The following is a 15,741-nucleotide window of genomic DNA, read 5'->3' as shown; positions in this document are numbered from 1 at the left end:
AGACGCAAATGGTGAGCAGTTTTCGTGTGCAACAAGCCGCACGTGAGATCCGGGCGGGCGCAGTCATCGCCTACCCGACGGAAGCGGTCTGGGGCCTGGGCTGCGACCCATGGAACGAGGACGCGGTGTATCGCCTGCTGGCGCTGAAATCGCGGCCTGTGGATAAAGGGTTGATCCTGATCGCCGACAACATCCGCCAGTTCGACTTCCTGTTCGAAGATTTTCCGCAGGACTGGATCGACCGCATGGGCAGCACCTGGCCCGGGCCGAATACGTGGCTGGTGCCGCACCAGGACCTGCTGCCGGAGTGGGTGACCGGGCAGCATGACACTGTGGCATTGCGGGTCAGCGATCATCCGCTGGTGCGTGAACTGTGCGCGCTGGTCGGGCCGCTGATTTCCACCTCGTGCAATCCGGGCGGGCGCCCGGCGGCAAAGACTCGGTTGCGGGTTGAGCAGTACTTCCATGGTCAGCTGGACCTGGTGCTCGGCGGGGCGCTGGGGGGGCGGAAGAATCCGAGTGTGATTCGGAATCTCGCTACTGGCGAGGTCGTTCGCCCGGGCTGAGAGGTGCCTGCCGTTGGATTTTCAGCGCCTGTGAAATCGAGCGCCGCCCGCGCGGCGCTCGATTTCACAGGCGCAAAACACCTCAAGGCATGCACCTGGCCGCCCTAACGCGGTCCTATCAAATCAAGGCAGCAGAACGGTAGACCCCACAGTCCTTCGCGCCGACAACTCCGCCTGCGCTTTCGCCGCCTCGCTCAACGGATACCGTTGCTGGATATCCACAACCAGCTTGCCACTGGCAATCATCGCAAACAGGTCATCCGCCATGGCCTGGGTATTCTCGGCATTGTTGGCATAGGTCGCCAACGTCGGCCGGGTCACATACAGCGAACCCTTCTGCGACAGGATCCCCAGGTTCACCCCGCTCACCGCGCCCGAAGCATTACCGAAGCTCACCATCAACCCTCGCGGGCGCAGGCAGTCCAGCGAAGTCAGCCAGGTGTCGGCGCCGACGCCGTCATACACCACCGGGCACTTCTTGCCATCGGTCAGCTCCAGCACCCGCTTGGCCACGTCCTCACGGCTGTAGTCGATGGTTGCCCACGCCCCCAGCGCCTTGGCCCGTTCGGCCTTCTCGGCAGAGCTGACGGTACCGATCAGCTTGGCGCCCAATGCCTTGGCCCACTGGCACGCCAGAGAACCCACCCCACCCGCTGCGGCATGGAACAGGATCACGTCACCTGCTTTCACCTCATAGGTCTGCTTCAACAGATACTGCACGGTCAGCCCCTTGAGCATCACCGCTGCCGCCTGCTCGAAGCTGATGTTTTCGGGCAGCTTGACCAGGTTGGCCTCCGGCAGCGTATGCACCTCACTGTAGGCGCCAAGAGGGCCGCCAGCATGGGCGACGCGGTCACCGATCTTCAGGCGGGTCACGCCCTCGCCCACTGCCTCGACCACGCCCGCCGCTTCGGTCCCCAGCCCGGAAGGCAGGGACGGCGGTGCATACAGCCCGCTGCGGAAGTAAGTGTCGATGAAATTCAGGCCGATCGCATGGTTACGCACACGCACCTGCTGCGGCCCCGGTGGGGCTGGCTCGAATTCCACAAGCTGCAGCACTTCCGGGCCGCCATGCTGGCTGAACTGGATACGCTTGGCCATCTCGCACTCCTGTTGTCGGGATCGGGAAAAGGCCTTCTATCGGACGCCTTTGCTTGACCGCCGTCAACTGCGGCGCGCGCGCTGGCGGTGGTATGCTACCCGGCGAATTCTTCCCTGCCCGTTCCTGGTGACCCGATGACTAGCCGCACCGAGGCCGTGAAAGCCTACCTGCTCGACCTGCAAGACCGCATCTGCTCTGCCCTCGAAGCCGAAGACGGTGGCGCCCGCTTCGTCGAGGATGCCTGGGTGCGCGAAGCCGGTGGCGGTGGCCGCACGCGGGTGATCGGCGACGGCAAGCTGATCGAGAAAGGCGGGGTCAACTTTTCCCACGTGTTCGGCGCCGGCCTGCCGCCTTCGGCCAGTGCCCACCGTCCGGAGCTGGCGGGCCGTGGCTTCGAGGCCTTGGGCGTGTCGCTGGTGATCCACCCGCACAACCCGCATGTGCCGACGTCCCACGCGAATGTGCGTTTTTTCATCGCCGAGAAGGAAGGTGAAGAGGCGGTCTGGTGGTTTGGCGGCGGCTTCGACCTGACCCCGTATTACGGCAACGAAGAAGACTGCATCCATTGGCACCGCGTGGCCGAGCAGGCCTGCGCGCCGTTCGGCGCTGATGTCTATCCACGCTACAAGGCCTGGTGCGACCGCTACTTCCACATCAAGCACCGCGGCGAGCCGCGTGGCATTGGCGGGCTGTTCTTCGACGACCTGAACGAGTGGGACTTCGACACGTGCTTCGCCTTCCTGCGCGCCATCGGCGATGCGTATGTCGAGGCCTACCTGCCGATCGTCCAGCGCCGCAAGAACACCCCCTTCACCCCGCAGCAGCGCGAGTTCCAGGAATACCGCCGCGGCCGCTACGTGGAGTTCAACCTGGTCTATGACCGTGGCACCCTGTTCGGCCTGCAGTCCGGTGGCCGCACCGAGTCGATCCTCATGTCGCTGCCGCCACAAGTGCGCTGGGGCTACGACTGGAAAGCTGCTCCTGGCAGCGAGGAAGCGCGCCTGACCGAATACTTCCTGCAGGATCGCGACTGGCTTGGCCAGTAAGCCTGTGGATAAACAAGGAATCGTCATGGACCAGTACGTCGTTTTCGGCAACCCCATCGGGCACAGCAAGTCACCGTTGATCCACCGCCTGTTCGCTGAACAGACCGGCCAGGATCTGGAATACGCCACCTTGCTGGCACCGCTGGACGAGTTCAGCGATTGCGCGCGCGGCTTCTTCAAGCAAGGCAGCGGCGGGAATGTCACCGTGCCGTTCAAGGAAGAGGCCTACCGCCTGTGCGACAGCCTGACCCCCCGGGCCCAGCGTGCAGGTGCGGTGAATACGCTGAGCAAGCTGGCCGACGGCACGCTGCTGGGCGACAACACCGACGGCGCTGGGCTGGTGCGCGACCTGACGGTGAACGCCGGGGTAGAGCTGACCGGCAAGCGCATTCTCATCCTTGGAGCTGGCGGTGCCGTGCGCGGGGTGCTGGAGCCGATCCTGGCGCACCAGCCGCAGTCGCTGGTGATTGCCAACCGTACCGTGGAGAAGGCCGAGCAGCTGGCGCGGGAGTTCGATGAACTGGGGCCGGTGGTAGCCAGTGGGTTTGCCTGGTTGCAGGAGCCGGTAGATGTGATCATCAACGCCACCTCGGCAAGCCTGGCCGGTGAGCTGCCACCGATTGCCGACAGCCTGGTCGAGGCGGGGCGCACGGTGTGCTACGACATGATGTATGGCAAGGAACCGACACCGTTCTGTCAGTGGGCTGCCAAGCTGGGGGCGGCCAAGGTGCTGGATGGGCTGGGGATGTTGGCTGAGCAGGCAGCTGAAGCCTTCTTTATCTGGCGAGGGGTACGGCCGGATACGGCGCCTGTGTTGGCTGAACTGCGCCGGCAACTGGCTCGGGGCTGATCCCTCCCAGGATTGCACTAATCCCTGTGGGAGCGGGCAAGCCCGCGAAGATGCCACCGCGGTGGATGGCACCGGCTTCGCCGGTGTTCGCGGGCGCGCCCGCTCCCACAGTAGAAATACACATGCTCGGGTATCAGAGCTTGGCTTTGACGGCCTCAAGGGCATTGCCATCAGCCTTGGTGGTCACACCCGCCAACCACCCTTCCAGCCGCTCTGGATGCTGCTTCACCCACGCCTTGGCTGCGTCATCGAAGCTGATCTTGTTATCCACAACCTGCGCCATGATGGCGTTTTCCATATCCAGGGTGAAACTCAGGTTGCTCAGCAGCTTCGCCGCATTCGGGCAAGCTTGTGGATAACCCTTGCGTGTCAGGGTGAACACCTCGCCCTGGCTGCCGAACCATTTTTCGCCGCCCGTCAGGTAATGCATCTTCAGCTTCACGTTCATCGGATGCGGCGTCCAGCCGAGGAAGGTGATGAACTGTTGCTTCTTCACCGCCCGGTCTACCTGCGCCAGCATCGCCTGCTCGCTGGATTCCACCAGTTTCCACTGGCCGAGGTTGAATTCGTTCTTGTCGATGATCTGCTTCAGCGACAAGTTCGCAGGCGCGCCCGAGCCGATGCCGTACAGCTTCTTGTCGAACTGGTCAGCGTGCTTCTGCAGGTCGGCAAAATCCTTGACGCCGGCATTCCACACATAATCCGGTACGGCCAGGGTGAACTCGGTGCCTTCCAGGTTGCGCGACAGCTGCTGCACCTCGCCATTGGCGATGAACTTGTCATGGAAGCCCTGCTGCGCCGGCATCCAGTTGCCAAGGAAAGCATCGACCCGGCCGTCCTTGAGGCCGCCGTAGATGATCGGCACCGCCAGGCTGTCGATCTTCACCTGGTAGCCCAGGCTTTCCAGCAGCAGCCGGGCGATGGCGTTGGTCGAGGCGATGTCGCTCCAGCCGGGGTCGGCCATCCTCACGGTGCTGCATTGGGCGTCGCTGTCGGCGGCGTGGGCCATGGCGGTGGCCAGGCCAAGAGGCAGCGCCAGGGCGAATACGACGGGGGAGAACTTGTGCATGTCGGACTCTCTTCTCAATCCAGGGGTGCGGGCTGTGGATAACGTGCCTTGCGCTCGAGGTCGTCGAGATCGATATGGTTGCGCATGTACTGTTGGCTGGCGTCCACCCAGGGTTGGTGGTCCCAGCTGTTCAGCTTGCCGATGGCCAGCGCCTCGGCCACCAGGCGGCGGCGGCGTTGGCTGGCCAGCACTTGCTGGCGCAGGCCGGGGATATCCCAGCGTTGGCGTGCTTCATCGACAAATGCCTGCAGCAGCGCCTGGTGGTCCGGGCTGCCGGTGAGGTTCTCCCGCTCGTGCGGGTCGCGGCTCAGGTCATAGAGTAGGCAGGGGTCATCCTCGCTGTACACGAATTTGTGCGGCCCACGGCGGATCATCATCAGTGGGCCGACCGTGCCTTCGGCCATGTACTCGCCGATCACCTCGTCGTGGCCGCCCTGCCCTTGCAGGTGACCGAGCAACGAACGGCCATCGAGTATGAGACGGTTATCCACAGCGCCACCGGCCAGTTCCACTAGGGTTGGCAGCAGGTCGCAGGTCGATACCGAGGCAGCGACCCGGCGCGGTGCAAAGCGTTCAGGGGCATGAATCAGTAGCGGGACACGCGCCGACATCTCGAACCAGTGCATCTTGTACCAGAGGCCGCGCTCGCCAAGCATGTCGCCATGGTCGCCAGAGAACACGATCAGGGTGTTGTCGCTCAGGTTGCACTCCTCCAGGGTCTGTAGCAGTTGGCCGATGTTGTCATCGATGTAGCTGCAGGCGCCGAAGTAGGCGCGGCGGGCGTCGCGGATCTTGTCCACAGGCAATGGCTTGTTCCACAGGTCGTAGACCTTGAGCAGGCGTTGCGAATGCGGGTCGAGTTCGGTCTGGCTCAATTCGGCGCGGGGCATGGGGATATCCACAGCCTCGTAGCGATCCCAGTAGCGCTTGGGGATGGTGTACGGGTCGTGCGGATGGGTCATGGACACGGTCAGGCAGAACGGCCGGCCATCGTTTTCGCGCACATGGTCGTAGAGGTACTGGCGTGCTTTGAAGACGACCTCCTCGTCGAAGTCCAGCTGGTTGGTACGCACGCAAGGCCCGGCCTGCAGCACCGAGGACATGTTGTGATACCAGCTCGGGCGCACGTCGGGTTCATCCCAGTTCACCGCCCAGCCATAGTCGGCCGGGTAGATGTCACTGGTGAGGCGCTCCTCGTAGCCGTGCAACTGGTCCGGGCCGCAGAAGTGCATCTTGCCTGACAGCGCGGTGCGGTAGCCCAGGCGGCGCAGGTAGTGTGCATAAGTCGGCACGTCGGCGGGGAAATCGGCGGCATTGTCGTAGGCGCCGATGCGACTCGGCAGCTGGCCGCTGACCAGGGTGAAGCGTGACGGTGCGCACAGCGGGCTGTTGCAGTAGGCCGAGTCGAACACCACTGCCTGCTCGGCAAGGCGGCTGAGGTGCGGCATCTGTATCGGCGAAGGGCCATAGATCGGCAGCAGGGGCGCGGCCATCTGGTCGGCCATGATGAACAGGATATTCGGGCGCGTCATGGTGGCTTCCATCGTTAGGGGTTATGCGAACCGCTTGCCTGCCAAGATGCGACTGTGGATAACATGGGTAAAGCCCATGCCGGGCAATGTCTGGGATTAGCCAAGCTTATGTTTGATCACCTTACCGGGTTGTCGCTGGATGCCTTGCGCGTGTTCGAGGCCGCGGCGCGCTTGCGTGGCTTTACCGCAGCGGCGCTGGAACTGGGCACTACGCAACCTGCGGTGAGCCAGCAGGTAAAGCGCCTGGAAGCGCAGCTGGGCACACGCCTGTTCGACCGGATCTACCGGGGCATCGAGCTGACCGAAGCTGGCCAGTTGTTGTTCGAGCAGGTGCATCAAGGTCTCCAGGCCATGGATGACGGGATTGCCCAGGCCAGTGGGCGCGGCCAGCGTGAAGTGCTACAGGTGGCCACCGACTTTGCCTTCGCGGCGTTCTGGCTGATGCCACTGCTGCACCGCTTTCATGAGGCTTATCCACAGGTCGATGTGAGCCTGGTGACGGGTGAGCGCAGCCAGGGGATGTTGCGCCCGGATATCGATGTTGCGGTGCTGTTCGGCGATGGCCGCTTCCATCAGGGCGAGAGCCGCTGGCTGTTCGATGAGGAGGTTTTCCCGGTCTGCAGCCCCCGGCTCACTCATGGCAAACCCTTGTCAGCCGTGGCTTTGCAACGATTACCGTTGCTCCATTTGCGTGGCGAGCATGCTAGCCGCTGGTTTGACTGGGCAGGGGTGTTTCGCGGCTTTGGTCTGGCCAGCCCGCCGCCGCCTGGCCAGTTGCGGTTTGATAACTACACCTTGCTGATCCAGGCGGCGATAGCTGGGCAAGGGGTAGCGATTGGCTGGAGGCATCTGGTGGACGGGCTGGTGGAGCAAGGGTTGCTGTGCCGGCCGTTGGAAGGGAGTTTGCGCTCGACGCGGGGGTATTATGCGGTGCTGCCGCCGCGTAAACGGCGTGGGGCGTTGATCGAGCGGTTTGTTGATTGGCTGGAGCAGGAGCGAGGCCAATAGCGGCGCGTTCGGCGTATAGTCTTGCGGACTGTCAGGATTCAGGAGTTATCGTGCAGAGGATCAAGGGCTACCACGCCCACGTTTATTACGATGCCTCGACCATCGAGCAGGCCCGTGAACTCTGCGAGGAGGCAGCGCGGCTGTTTCCCGTGACCATGGGGCGCATGCACCAGAAACCGGTCGGCCCGCACCCGGACTGGAGCTGCCAGCTGGCCTTCGAGCCGGAGTTCGTGGGGGTAGTGTTGCCTTGGTTGGCGCTGTACCGGAGGGGCTTGGTGGTGTTTCTGCATCCGCTTACCGGCGATGAGCTGGCGGATCATCGGGATCATGCGATCTGGATGGGGGCCGTGCGGCCGTTGAATCTGTCGATTTTTGGGGGGTAGGCCCGTGAAACCTCTACTGGCCTCTTCGCGGGTGAACCCGCTCCCACAGGGACCGCACAGATGCTGAAAACTGTGGGGACCTGCGGGGGCGGGTTCACCCGCGAAGCAGGCGGTGCGGTTCAGCGACGGGCGCCACGCACGCCTTCAGCCAGTGCCGAGCAAAGGCTCAGTACATCGTTCACGGCTTGAGCTGGCTCTTTGGCCTGGGCAATCTTGTCGACCAGCGCCGAACCCACCACCACACCATCGGCCAGGCGCGCGATCGCAGCGGCCTGCTCCGGTGTACGAATACCGAAACCAACGCTGATCGGCAGGTCGGTATGCCGACGCAGGCGGGCAATCGCCTCGGTCACGTGTTCGGTAGTCGCGGAACCGGCACCGGTCACACCCGCCACCGACACGTAGTAGACAAACCCGGAGCTGCGCTCCAGTACGCGTGGCAGGCGTGCATCGTCGGTGGTCGGGGTGGTCAGGCGGATGAAGTCGATGCCTGCGGCCTGGGCCGGGGTGGCCAGTTCGGCGTCGTGCTCAGGTGGCAGGTCGACGATGATCAGGCCATCGACCCCGGCTTCCTTGGCTTCTGCGACGAACTTATCCACACCGAAGCGGTGGATCGGGTTGTAATAACCCATCAGCACGATTGGCGTGGTGTGGTTATCCGCACGGAATTCGCGAACCATCTGCAGGGTCTTGGCCAGGGTCTGGCCGGCTTCCAGGGCCCGCAGGGTAGCAAGCTGGATGGCCACGCCATCGGCCATCGGGTCGGTGAACGGCATGCCCAGTTCGATCACATCGGCCCCCGCTGCCGGCAGGCCCTTGAGGATCTGCAGCGAAGCCTCATAGCCCGGGTCGCCAGCCGTGACGAAGGTGACCAGCGCGGAGCGGCCTTCGGCCTTCAGTTCGGCGAAGCGTTGTTCAAGACGGCTCATGCCTGTTTCTCCTGGGCTGCCATGTGGTTCATCACGGTTTGCATGTCTTTGTCGCCGCGGCCGGATAGGCAGATCACCATCAGGTGATCCTTGGGCAGTTTCGGGGCGCGCTTGATCGCTTCGGCCAGGGCATGGGAGCTTTCCAGGGCCGGAATGATGCCTTCAAGGCGGCAGGTGGCATGGAACGCATCCAGTGCTTCGTCGTCGGTGATGCTGACGTACTCGACGCGCTTCACTTCGTGCAGGTAGGCGTGCTCAGGGCCGATGCCCGGGTAGTCGAGGCCGGCGGAAATCGAGTGGGCGTCGGTGATCTGGCCGTCCTCGTCCTGCAGCAGATAGGTGCGGTTGCCGTGCAGCACACCCGGTACGCCGCCGTTCAGGCTGGCAGCGTGCTTGTCGGTGTGCACACCGTGGCCGCCGGCTTCGACGCCAATGATCTGCACGCTCGGTTCTTCGAGGAACTCATGGAACAGGCCCATGGCGTTGGAGCCACCGCCGACGCAGGCGATCAGGCTGTCTGGCAGGCGGCCTTCCTTCTCTTGCAGCTGGGCGCGGGTTTCCTTGCCGATGATCGACTGGAAGTCGCGGACCATCGCCGGATACGGGTGCGGGCCGGCCACGGTGCCGATCAGGTAGAAGGTGTCTTCGACGTTTGTGACCCAGTCGCGCAGGGCCTCGTTCATGGCATCTTTCAAGGTGCCGGTGCCAGCAGTGACCGGGACGATCTCGGCGCCCAGCAGCTTCATGCGGAACACGTTGGCCTGCTGGCGCTCGATGTCGGTGGCGCCCATGTAGATCACGCACGGCAGGCCGAAGCGCGCCGCCACGGTGGCGGTGGCCACGCCATGCATGCCGGCGCCGGTTTCGGCGATGAGGCGCTTCTTGCCCATGCGCTTGGCCAGCAACACCTGGCCAATGCAATTGTTCACCTTGTGCGCGCCGGTGTGGTTGAGTTCTTCACGCTTGAAGAAGATCTTCGCGCCACCGCAGTGCTCGGTCAGGCGCTCGGCGAAGTACAGCGGGTTCGGCCGGCCGATATAGTCGCGTTGGAAGTACGCCAGTTCCTCGAGGAACTTCGGGTCGGCCTTGGCCGCTTCGTATTCACGGGCCAGGTCGAGCACCAGCGGCATCAGGGTTTCCGCCACGTAGCGGCCACCGAACGAGCCGAACAGGCCGTTGGCATCCGGGCCGGGGCGGTATTGGGACTGGGTCATGGGTCGCTCCAGGGCGTGATCAATGAGTGATGGGCTTTACTCTAACCACGGCAAGCCCGGCTGAAAACCGATAAGATTGCGCAAACTTGTCAGAAAAACTCACAGGTAAAATGGCCCACGACCTCCCTCCCCTCAATGCGCTGCGCGCCTTTGAGGCCACTGCCAGGCTCAACAGCGTCAGCCAAGCGGCCGAGGCGCTGCACGTTACCCATGGCGCTGTCAGTCGGCAGATCAAGGTATTGGAAGAGCACCTGGGCGTAGCCCTGTTCGTCAAGGACGGGCGTGGCATCAAACTCACAGATGCCGGCATGCGTCTGCGCGACGCCAGCGGCGAGGCATTCGACCGCTTGCGCAGCGTGTGCGCCGAGTTGAGCCGGGATGAGAGCGAGGCACCGTTCGTGCTGGGCTGTTCCGGCAGCCTGCTGGCGCGCTGGTTCATCCCCCGCCTGGGGCGGTTGAAGGCTGACCTGCCCGAGCTGCGCCTGCATCTCTCGGCGGGTGAAGGTGACCTCGATCCGCGCCGCCCTGGGCTGGATGCATTGCTGGTCTATGCCGAACCGCCATGGCCAGCGGACATGCAGGTTCACGTGCTGGCGCAGGAGCGTATCGGCCCGGTGCTGAGCCCGCATTTCGCCGGCTTCGACCGCTTGCAGGCGGCGCCCGCCGAAGCCTTGCTGGACGAAGCCCTGCTGCATACCACCTCGCGCCCGCAGGCCTGGCCGACCTGGGCTTCTGAGCAGGGTATTGAGGTTGGCGCATTGAAGTACGGTCAGGCGTTCGAACACCTGTATTACTTGCTCGAGGCGGCAGTTGCCGGCCTGGGGGTGGCGATCGCCCCACAGCCCTTGGTTGCCGACGATCTGCGAGCCGGGCGTTTGAGTGCACCGTGGGGCTTTTCGCCGACGCCGGCCGCGTTGGCGTTGTGGGTGCCTCGGCGCGCCGCGGACGGGCGCGCCGAGCAATTGGCGCAGTGGCTACGCGCCGAGCTGGCCAGGCAGAGCGCTTAGTTACGCTTGCACAGCAGATACGCTGCCAACAGGCCAAGTGCACCGATGGCAACGCCTGCGGTGGTGTACGGGTGTTCCTGGGCATAGTCGCGGGTGGCGATGCCGGTCTGGCGGGTGCGCTCCTTCACTTCCTCATAGGCATCGCTGATCAGGCTGCGCGAATGGCGCAGCGCGCTTTCGGCATTGCTGCGCATCGCCTTCACTGACTTCTGGGTTTCCTCGGACGCATCGTGCTTCAGGTTCTCCAGGCTTTTCAGGAGGCTTTCGATCTCCGCTTCCATGCTCTCCAGGGACGTTTTACGCAGCGAGTTGCGGGGCATGTTGACTCTCCTTTGCAGTATGGACTGTAAGGATTGCGACTCCCGAGCGGCGGGAAAGTGCGATCGAACTTTACCGAACGGCAGCGGCTCGCAGGTAAAGCGGGCTTGCACTGCTAGGCTCATTATCACTGTCACCAAGGAGAGCGTTCATGACCGATCATCACACCTACAAGAAGATCGAGCTGGTGGGGTCGTCGCCCACCAGCATCGAAGAAGCGATCAACAATGCTCTGGCCGAAGCCGGCAAGAGCATCAAGCACCTGGAATGGTTCGAAGTGGTCGATACCCGTGGCCACATCCGCGACAACAAGGCGGCGCACTTCCAGGTGACGCTGAAGGTCGGCTTCCGCATCGCCAACAGCTGAAACGTTCCTGGGCTGGAATAGCCCGGCGTGATGGCGTTATAACACCGGAGGGCGCCTTGGCGGCGCCCTTCTGCTCTTTCTCATCTGTACAAGGAATGCGATCGATGACGAAACTGATGCTGGCGGTGGGTTTGTTGGTACTGGCCGGTGGGGCAATGGCCGCTGGCAAACCCTGTGAAGAGCTCAAGGCCGAGATCGCCTCGAAGCTCGATGCCAAGGGTGTGAAGGGTTACAAGCTGGAGATCGTCAACAAGGGCGAGCCGGCTGGCAAGGTGGTTGGCAGCTGTGAAGCGGGTCGCAAGGAAATCGTCTACCGCCGTAGCTGATACGTTGGATTCTTCGCGGGCACGCCCGCGAAGAAGCTCACTCGCCCTTGAGGGCCTGCGCCATCAGCTCATAGGACCGAATCCGGTCCGCGTGCTCATACAGGTCACAGGTAAAGATCAGCTCATCCGCCCCGGTCTGCTCCAGCAGCACTTCCACCTTGGCCCGCACTTTCTGCGGGCTGCCGATCATCGCCAGGCCCAGGAAACTTCCCACGGCGTCGCGTTCATGGGGGAGCCATAGCCCGTCCATGCTCGGTACAGGCGGTTTCTGCATCAGGCTCTGGCCCCGGATCAGCGCCAGAATGCGCTGATACACCGATGTAGCCAGGTATTCGGCCTTTTCGTCGGTTTCCGCCACTACCATCGGAATCCCCAGCATCACATAGGGCTTGTCCAACGTGGTTGACGGCTTGAAGTGGTCGCGATAGATGCGGATCGCCTCATGCATGTAGCGCGGTGCGAAATGCGAGGCAAAGGCATACGGCATGCCACGCATGCCGGCCAGTTGGGCGCTGAACAGGCTCGAACCGAGCAGCCACAGGGGCACCTCGGTGTCATGGCCGGGCACAGCGATCACTTTTTGATCATCGGTGCGCGGGCCGAGGTAACGCGACAGTTCCTCGACATCATCCGGGAAGTCATCGGCGCTGCCGGCACGGTCACGGCGCAGGGCGTAGGCGGTCATCTGGTCGGAACCTGGCGCCCGGCCCAGGCCCAGGTCGATTCGCCCGGGATACAGGCTGGCCAACGTGCCGAACTGCTCGGCGATCACCAACGGCGCATGGTTGGGCAGCATGATGCCGCCGGAGCCGACGCGAATGGTCGACGTGCCGCCGGCAAGGTAGCCGATCAGTACCGAGGTGGCCGAGCTGGCGATGCCGTCCATGTTGTGGTGTTCGGCCACCCAGAAGCGGTTGTAGCCGAACCGCTCGACATGCCGGGCCAGGTCCAGCGAGTTGTGCAGCGATTGCGCCGGGCCTTGGTCGGCGCGCACTGGCACCAGGTCGAGGGTGGATATCTTCAGGTCACGCAGCTGCGTCATTGGAGCCTCCGCAAGAGTGGTTGGCCCGGAGGCCTTTTAGACTCTGTATGGGCACATTCGCCGTATTCAATGCTCACGGAGCGATTGCTCTGAACTTGGTGTAGGACGCTGGCCTCGAAAACATAGGTAAACACCCTATGACCCGGAGGCATCATGAAAAAGACAGCATCGGCGATCTGGCAAGGCGGCCTGAAGGATGGCAAAGGCCTGATTTCCACCGAAAGCGGCGCACTCCAGCAGAACCCTTATGGTTTCAATACCCGTTTCGAGGGCGCGCCGGGGACCAACCCGGAAGAGCTGATCGGCGCAGCCCATGCCGGTTGCTTCTCGATGGCGCTGTCGATGATGCTCGGTGAGGCAGGGTTCACCGCAGAGCGCATCGACACCACTGCCGAAGTCACGCTGGACAAGCAACCCGACGGCTTCGCCATCACCGCCGTGCACCTGATCCTCAAGGCCAAGGTGCCGGGCGCCGATGAGGCGCAGTTCCTCGAAATAGCCAACAAGGCCAAGGCGGGTTGCCCGGTGTCGAAGGTGCTCAACGCGAAGATCAGCCTGGACGCTGCATTGGTGGGCTAGGCGGCGCAACGGCGACGGTTTGCTGTAGTCTAAACAGCGTCGGCAGCGCTGCTGCCCTATCAGGAGCCGTTCCATGATTCGCGTAGCAATCGCCGTGCTGGCTTCGCTTTTGGCCACTTCTGCATGGGCGGCGGTAAAACCGTGCGAAGAACTCAAGACGGAGATCGAAGCCAAGATCCAGGCCCAGGGTGTGACGTCCTACACGCTGGAAATCGTGCCCAACAGTGAGGTCAAGGATCAGAACATGATCGTCGGCACCTGTGATGGCGGGACGAAGAAGATCATTTACCAGAAGAATGATCGATAAATGATTGGGGCCGCGATGCGGCCCCAATACTTACGGGATGCAGAACACGTCACTTGGCTCGTTCACCACCACCTTGCGGCTGGCGTCGTACAGCAGCACCTGCGGGTCCATCACCGGTGCCCGCGCCTCCAGGCGATAGCGCTCGCCGGCCTTGAAGCCGTCGAAGCGAACGGTCAGGTAGCAAGTCCGTTCCTTCGGGCTGGTGAGCATGCCGCCGGCATAGATTTCGTAGTCGAACCGCACCACCAGTTCATGCTTGCCAGGGGTCAGCTGGAAGTAGCGGCCGTCTTCCAGGCGCTGGCCGTCAAGGCGGTCGGCCATGAGCAGGCGGCCAGGGGTCACGGTGTAGAGGTCGACCCAGGCCTTGGCTGGGTCTACGGGCGGCAAGGGGCTGGCGCAAGCCCCCAGGGCACTGAGGGCAATCAGCATCATGGGCTGGCGCATGGCAAAACTCCCTCTCGCGATACACGAGTTACAAGCATAGCGCCGTTTGTGCAGGTCAGGTGCGTTGGCAACCTGCTGGCAGACCTTGCCCGACCAGTTTCTGCTGGTGGTCGTAGAGTTTGATCCAGGGGCGGAAGCCAATGCTGCCGGCCTGCAGCTGGTAGCGCTGGCCAGCGTTGAAGTCCTTGAAGGTCAGCTTGACCTGGCAATCACGCCACAATGGCGCGTCGACCGGGCCGATGTTGCTCGGCGCGACCGGGAACTGATAGCGCACGGTCAGCTCGTGGCTGCCGGGCGGCACCTCGAAATAGCGAGTGTCGGCCCAGTCGCGCTCGTCCACCTGTTTGGCGTCCAGCGAAGCTTCGTCATAGGGGGTCAGATCGACCCAGGCCAAGTTCGGGTCCGGGTCCGGCAGGGTTGAACAGGCTGAAACCAGTAGCAGTGAACCGGTGACCAACAGTGCACGCATGGCGAAACTCCCCCTCGGCGAGATAGTCTTGGAGCGCATTGGCCATGAGCAGGTTGGATAGCCCCAGATGGATCTCTTTGTTCTTCTCAAGCGCTCAGGCCCCGGGCCACTCGACTACGTTTTCAGGCGTTTGGTTCCGCTGCTGTGTGCCTTTCTGCTGAACGGTTGCAGCACCGTGGGCTACTACAGCCAACTGGCCGAGGGGCAATTGCAACTGCTGCGGGCGCGCCAACCGGTGGACAAGGTGATCGCCGACCCGGCCAGCAGCCCGCAATTGCGGGCCCGCCTCGCCCATGCCGAAGCAGCGCGGGTTTTTGCGAGCGATCAGCTGAAGCTGCCTGATAACCGAAGCTATCGGCTCTACGCTGATCTGCACCGCCCCTACGTGGTGTGGAACGTGTTCGCCACACCTGAGCTGTCGCTGCAGCCGGTGACCCATTGTTTTCCCATTGCCGGCTGCGTCGCCTACCGCGGCTACTACCGCCAGGGTGCGGCCCGTGGTGAGGCGGCGTTGATGCGCCAGCAGGGCCTGGACGTGTACGTGAGCGGCGTCGAAGCCTATTCGACGCTGGGCTGGTTCGATGACCCGATACTGTCTTCGATGGTCGGCTGGGGAGATGAGCGGCTGGCCACGTTGATCTTCCATGAGTTGGCTCATCAGCGTTTTTACGTGCAGGACGACACCGAATTCAACGAGTCGTTTGCTACCTTCGTCGAGCAGGAGGGTACGCGGCAATGGCGCGCAGCCCGCGGGCTTGCGGTGATCGGCGAGCATCAGTCGCAGCAGAGCGACCAGTTCACCCGATTGGTGCTGGCCAGCCGTGAGCGGTTGCAGGCGATTTATGCAGGGCCCCTGGACGATGCGCACAAACGGGCGGCCAAGCAGGCTGAGTTCGAGCGCTTGCGCAGTGAGTACAAGCAGCTCAGGGACAGCCAGTGGAACGGGGACAAGCGCTATGACGCCTGGATCTATGCGCCCTTGAGCAATGCCAAGCTGCTGCCGTTCGGGCTTTATGACCAGTGGGTACCGGCGTTTGCGGCCCTGTTCCGCGAAGCAGGCGGGGATTGGCGGCGGTTTTATGAGCGGGTCGAGCAGCTTGGACGGTTGCCGGCTGCTGACAGGAAGGCAGCATTGCAGCGGTTGATGTGACCTGATGCTGGGGCTGCAAAGCAGCCCCCGGCC

At 63.2% G+C, this 15,741-nt stretch carries 20 protein-coding genes; 11 read left to right on the top strand and 9 right to left on the bottom strand.

Annotated features, from left to right (window positions below):
- Window positions 1-8 precede the first annotated feature (8 nt).
- Entirely contained in the window at window positions 9-566 is a 558-nt protein-coding gene (locus ACQKPS_RS04620) for an L-threonylcarbamoyladenylate synthase (protein ID WP_427602970.1), read from the top strand.
- 123 nt (window positions 567-689) lie between these two features.
- On the opposite strand, the gene ACQKPS_RS04615 is transcribed toward ACQKPS_RS04620, so the two are convergent.
- Window positions 690-1,667 (bottom strand): NADPH:quinone reductase, encoded by a 978-nt coding sequence (locus ACQKPS_RS04615; protein WP_254482405.1) that lies wholly within the window; start codon window positions 1,665-1,667, stop codon window positions 690-692.
- A gap of 135 nt (window positions 1,668-1,802) precedes the next feature.
- On the opposite strand from ACQKPS_RS04615, the gene hemF reads away from it, so the two are divergent.
- Together hemF and aroE are read left to right on the top strand one after the other, a co-directional pair.
- On the top strand, window positions 1,803-2,714 hold the full coding sequence (gene hemF / locus ACQKPS_RS04610) for an oxygen-dependent coproporphyrinogen oxidase (protein ID WP_254482406.1): 912 nt from the start codon (window positions 1,803-1,805) through the stop codon (window positions 2,712-2,714).
- Between the two features lie 25 nt (window positions 2,715-2,739).
- Complete coding sequence (aroE, locus tag ACQKPS_RS04605) at window positions 2,740-3,564, top strand: shikimate dehydrogenase (RefSeq protein WP_283723515.1); 825 nt, start codon at window positions 2,740-2,742, stop codon at window positions 3,562-3,564.
- Window positions 3,565-3,697: 133 nt separating this feature from the next.
- Here aroE and choX read toward each other — a convergent pair whose 3' ends face one another.
- Both choX and betC read right to left on the bottom strand, forming a co-directional pair.
- The gene (gene choX, locus ACQKPS_RS04600) at window positions 3,698-4,633 is read right to left on the bottom strand and encodes a choline ABC transporter substrate-binding protein (RefSeq protein WP_427602967.1); all 936 of its coding nucleotides are present in this window, start codon (window positions 4,631-4,633) and stop codon (window positions 3,698-3,700) included.
- A gap of 14 nt (window positions 4,634-4,647) precedes the next feature.
- Window positions 4,648-6,165, bottom strand: coding sequence for a choline-sulfatase (gene betC / locus ACQKPS_RS04595; protein ID WP_427602965.1), 1,518 nt, complete (start codon window positions 6,163-6,165; stop codon window positions 4,648-4,650).
- A 108-nt stretch (window positions 6,166-6,273) separates the two neighbouring features.
- Between betC and ACQKPS_RS04590 the strand changes: the two genes are divergently transcribed.
- A complete protein-coding gene (locus ACQKPS_RS04590) occupies window positions 6,274-7,173 on the top strand; it encodes a choline sulfate utilization transcriptional regulator (protein WP_427602963.1) in 900 nt (299 codons plus the stop codon).
- 50 nt (window positions 7,174-7,223) lie between these two features.
- Complete coding sequence (locus tag ACQKPS_RS04585) at window positions 7,224-7,556, top strand: DOPA 4,5-dioxygenase family protein (protein WP_254482415.1); 333 nt, start codon at window positions 7,224-7,226, stop codon at window positions 7,554-7,556.
- Window positions 7,557-7,675: 119 nt separating this feature from the next.
- Here ACQKPS_RS04585 and trpA read toward each other — a convergent pair whose 3' ends face one another.
- Together trpA and trpB are read right to left on the bottom strand one after the other, a co-directional pair.
- Entirely contained in the window at window positions 7,676-8,485 is an 810-nt protein-coding gene (trpA, locus tag ACQKPS_RS04580) for a tryptophan synthase subunit alpha (protein WP_254482417.1), read from the bottom strand.
- Window positions 8,482-9,699: a tryptophan synthase subunit beta gene (gene trpB, locus ACQKPS_RS04575; protein ID WP_054884404.1), complete on the bottom strand. Its 1,218-nt coding sequence runs from the start codon at window positions 9,697-9,699 to the stop codon at window positions 8,482-8,484. Before trpB ends, trpA begins: the two co-directional genes overlap by 4 nt.
- A 110-nt stretch (window positions 9,700-9,809) precedes the next feature.
- Between trpB and ACQKPS_RS04570 the strand changes: the two genes are divergently transcribed.
- A complete protein-coding gene (locus tag ACQKPS_RS04570) occupies window positions 9,810-10,706 on the top strand; it encodes a LysR family transcriptional regulator (RefSeq protein ID WP_254482418.1) in 897 nt (298 codons plus the stop codon).
- Here ACQKPS_RS04570 and ACQKPS_RS04565 read toward each other — a convergent pair.
- The gene (locus ACQKPS_RS04565) at window positions 10,703-11,026 is read right to left on the bottom strand and encodes a DUF883 family protein (RefSeq protein WP_054884402.1); all 324 of its coding nucleotides are present in this window, start codon (window positions 11,024-11,026) and stop codon (window positions 10,703-10,705) included. The two genes, ACQKPS_RS04570 and ACQKPS_RS04565, sit on opposite strands and share 4 nt — an antisense overlap.
- A 149-nt stretch (window positions 11,027-11,175) precedes the next feature.
- Here ACQKPS_RS04565 and ACQKPS_RS04560 point away from each other — a divergent pair, with 149 nt between their 5' ends.
- Together ACQKPS_RS04560 and ACQKPS_RS04555 are read left to right on the top strand one after the other, a co-directional pair.
- Window positions 11,176-11,391 (top strand): dodecin, encoded by a 216-nt coding sequence (locus ACQKPS_RS04560; RefSeq protein WP_003253076.1) that lies wholly within the window; start codon window positions 11,176-11,178, stop codon window positions 11,389-11,391.
- A gap of 104 nt (window positions 11,392-11,495) precedes the next feature.
- Window positions 11,496-11,717: a DUF1161 domain-containing protein gene (locus tag ACQKPS_RS04555; RefSeq protein WP_427602960.1), complete on the top strand. Its 222-nt coding sequence runs from the start codon at window positions 11,496-11,498 to the stop codon at window positions 11,715-11,717.
- A gap of 37 nt (window positions 11,718-11,754) precedes the next feature.
- Here the strand turns inward: ACQKPS_RS04555 and ACQKPS_RS04550 are convergent, their stop codons facing one another.
- The gene (locus tag ACQKPS_RS04550; protein WP_427602958.1) at window positions 11,755-12,759 is read right to left on the bottom strand and encodes an LLM class flavin-dependent oxidoreductase; all 1,005 of its coding nucleotides are present in this window, start codon (window positions 12,757-12,759) and stop codon (window positions 11,755-11,757) included.
- Window positions 12,760-12,912: 153 nt separating this feature from the next.
- Here ACQKPS_RS04550 and ACQKPS_RS04545 point away from each other — a divergent pair, with 153 nt between their 5' ends.
- Entirely contained in the window at window positions 12,913-13,338 is a 426-nt protein-coding gene (locus ACQKPS_RS04545; protein ID WP_427602956.1) for an OsmC family protein, read from the top strand.
- Window positions 13,339-13,411: 73 nt separating this feature from the next.
- Window positions 13,412-13,645: a DUF1161 domain-containing protein gene (locus ACQKPS_RS04540; RefSeq protein WP_254482424.1), complete on the top strand. Its 234-nt coding sequence runs from the start codon at window positions 13,412-13,414 to the stop codon at window positions 13,643-13,645.
- 30 nt (window positions 13,646-13,675) lie between these two features.
- Here the strand turns inward: ACQKPS_RS04540 and ACQKPS_RS04535 are convergent, their stop codons facing one another.
- Both ACQKPS_RS04535 and ACQKPS_RS04530 read right to left on the bottom strand, forming a co-directional pair.
- Window positions 13,676-14,089 (bottom strand): DUF2057 domain-containing protein, encoded by a 414-nt coding sequence (locus ACQKPS_RS04535; RefSeq protein WP_254482425.1) that lies wholly within the window; start codon window positions 14,087-14,089, stop codon window positions 13,676-13,678.
- A gap of 55 nt (window positions 14,090-14,144) precedes the next feature.
- The gene (locus ACQKPS_RS04530) at window positions 14,145-14,558 is read right to left on the bottom strand and encodes a hypothetical protein (protein WP_254482426.1); all 414 of its coding nucleotides are present in this window, start codon (window positions 14,556-14,558) and stop codon (window positions 14,145-14,147) included.
- A 67-nt stretch (window positions 14,559-14,625) separates the two neighbouring features.
- Here ACQKPS_RS04530 and ACQKPS_RS04525 point away from each other — a divergent pair, with 67 nt between their 5' ends.
- Window positions 14,626-15,708, top strand: coding sequence for an aminopeptidase (locus ACQKPS_RS04525; RefSeq protein WP_427602953.1), 1,083 nt, complete (start codon window positions 14,626-14,628; stop codon window positions 15,706-15,708).
- Window positions 15,709-15,741: the final 33 nt, after the last annotated feature.

Origin of the sequence: Pseudomonas sp. NPDC086566 (assembly GCF_050280885.1) — a bacterium.
Lineage (GTDB): Bacteria > Pseudomonadota > Gammaproteobacteria > Pseudomonadales > Pseudomonadaceae > Aquipseudomonas > Aquipseudomonas vlassakiae.
This window is presented reverse-complemented; position numbering and strand designations above follow the sequence as displayed.